The 2,555-nt window shown below is 50.8% G+C and carries 2 protein-coding genes and 1 pseudogene; all 3 read right to left on the reverse strand.

Features of this window, described 5'->3' with window-relative positions:
- On the reverse strand, positions 1 to 542 hold a 542-nt coding region (locus WBV75_RS08865; RefSeq protein ID WP_424120268.1), incomplete at its 3' end, for a tetratricopeptide repeat protein.
- A 95-nt stretch (positions 543 to 637) separates the two neighbouring features.
- The gene (gene serS, locus WBV75_RS08870; protein ID WP_424120269.1) at positions 638 to 1,909 is read right to left on the reverse strand and encodes a serine--tRNA ligase; all 1,272 of its coding nucleotides are present in this window, start codon (positions 1,907 to 1,909) and stop codon (positions 638 to 640) included.
- 86 nt (positions 1,910 to 1,995) lie between these two features.
- Positions 1,996 to 2,555, reverse strand: a pseudogene (locus WBV75_RS08875) (HTTM domain-containing protein); the annotation flags it as partial.

The raw sequence follows: 2,555 nt of genomic DNA on the forward strand, positions 1-2,555 counted from the left end.
GAAATGAGGTCCATATAGGCTTCATACATCAAGGCTACTTCTCCCTGTTCCCCGTAAATCCGTGCAATCTGGGTATTGTAATCGAGTTCGGGGTTCAGTTCCATGGAACGCCTGTAAGCCTTTAGGGCATAATCCAGCAAGGCATACTGTTGAAATTTAAAACCCAGCACGTATCCGTAGTCCGGGTTGGATTCGATAAGATCCATAGCTCTTTGGTAGGCCGCATCCCTCTTTGGAAGGTCTTCCATAAGATCATATGTATAACCTAAATCGATAAACAGTGTTGGGTGGGCCTTACCCGAATCGATTTGATCCTGTAAGTAGGCAACGGCTTTGTCGTAGGCCTCCAATTGCTGATAACATTTTACCAGCTGGGCTGCATAATCGAGTCGTCTGGGATTGCTGTCTACCAGTTTCTCATAAAAGACCACGGCTTTATCAAAATCCCCATCGTTAAAATACTGCTGGGCCAGGAAGTCCTGTTGTCCCAAAAGGGGCATTCCAAAAAGCAGGAAGAGCAATATGGGCAAGCAGGTTTTCACAGCAGGAGATTTCCACAAAGATACGAACTTGTCTTCCTTAGCCACAGGAATCCCTGTCAAAGACATTCTGTAACGGGCCATCGGCTATGGACACCTCACGAAATCCGATCAAATCCTGTATAGGGCACCAGAACCTCCGGGATGCGTATCCCTCCGGCTTCCTGGTAGTTTTCCAGCAGTCCAGCCAAAATACGGGGCAATGCCAGTGCACTGCCATTGAGGGTGTGGGTAAGTTGGGGTTTTTCGCCCGCTTCCCGATACCTCAATTTAAGGCGATTGGCCTGGAAAGCTTCAAAGTTAGAAACGGAGCTGACCTCCAGCCAACGCTTCTGGGCGGTGGAATAGACCTCAAAATCATATGTCAGTGCTGAGGTAAACCCTAAATCCCCACCACATAAGCGGAGTATGCGGTACGGTAAGTTCAGGGATTCCAAAAGTCCTTTGACGTGGTTGACCATTTCCTCCAGGGCCTCATAAGAATGCTCCGGGGTTTCCACCCGTACAATTTCCACCTTGTCGAACTGGTGCAGGCGGTTGAGTCCCCTTACATGGGCACCATAGCTCCCGGCCTCACGACGAAAACACGGGGTGTAGGCGGTATATCGAACGGGGAGTTCTGCCTTTTCCAAAATCACATCCCGAAAAAGGTTGGTCACCGGTACTTCTGCCGTGGGAATCAGGTAGAGGTTGTCCTCCTGAACATGATACATCTGACCCTCTTTATCCGGGAGTTGGCCTGTGCCATAACCTGAAGCTTCATTAACCAGATGGGGTACCTGAATTTCCTGATATCCTGCCTCCATATTCCTATCCAGGAAATAGGAGATCAAAGCGCGTTGTAACCGGGCACCTTTACCTTTGTACACCGGAAATCCGGCCCCGGTTATTTTTACACCGAGTTCAAAGTCGATCAAATCGTATTTTCCCGCCAAATCCCAATGGGGAAGGGCATCAGTATCCAGGCTGGGAATTTCGCCCCACTCATAGACGATTTCATTGTCGGTTTCATCCTGCCCCCCAGGTACGAGCTCGTGAGGGGTGTTGGGCAGCAGATAAAGTGCTTCCTGCAATGCCTCTGCTGCAATTCCAAGCTGTTCCTGAAGCTCTTTGGATTGAGCTTTCAGGTGGGAGGAGGTTTCTTTCAGAGCATTGGCTTCCGCGCCTTTTCCAGACTTAAAGAGTTGGCCGATTTCCCGGGAGGCGCTATTGGCCTCGGCCAGGGTTTGGTCCAGGCGGGCCTGAAGGTTCCGGCGTTCCTGGTCCAGGTTAAGAATCTTTGAGACAATCGGGCGGGCATCCAAACCGCGTTTGTCCATCGCTATGGCTATAGCATCGGCATTTTCTCTGAGGGTTTGTAACGGCAGCATAGGAGATTATTCTAAAGGGGTAAAGGTAGGAACAATCTAACAATTCTTAAAGCAGAAAAGGGGAGGTCAAACGGGCAGCTACAACCTTATTTTTTATAGGGGGAGGGCATGATCCAGGAATGGTGCCGGAAGGGGTCCCAGGGTTCGGCCGCCAGGTCCGTTTTGGGATCGATATAGGGATGAAACTCCCTGCGGTTGACCCCTACGTTGCCCAGTACATAGACACCGACTTTCTGCCCCTGTGCCGCATAATGTTCCTTCAGGCGCTGGGCGAATTGCCAGGCAAAGTCCGGATAGGCCTGTACTTTTCGCTTTTGTTTTGGCGTCAGCCATTTCTGAAGGGAGATCAACTCTCCTGCCCCGGTTTCCATATCCACTACCCGAAATTGCAGATTGCCCCTTCGGGTCCTCAGCATCATCCTCCAACTCATCCGGTGTCCTTCTTCCGTCCAGAGCACATCTCCGGCTATAAAGTGATGGCGTATGGGTAAAACCAGCTGCACCAGAAAGTAGATCCCCAGGACTCCCATAATCAAGGGTGCCCCGGCGGGCCGTACCCCTGGAGATAGCGTGGGGATGGGTTTCTTTTTAAAGAAGATACTCCGGATGGTTTCAGGTTCGAAGAAGAAGACGCAGAAAGCGAGGG

This window comes from Robiginitalea sp. (genome assembly GCF_049588695.1).
GTDB lineage: Bacteria > Bacteroidota > Bacteroidia > Flavobacteriales > Flavobacteriaceae > Robiginitalea.

Bases quoted from the DNA above. Each gene is read 5' to 3' on its own strand.
- serS (WP_424120269.1), bottom strand. From the start codon at position 1,909: ATGCTGCCGTTACAAACCCTCAGAGAAAATGCCGATGCTATAGCCATA.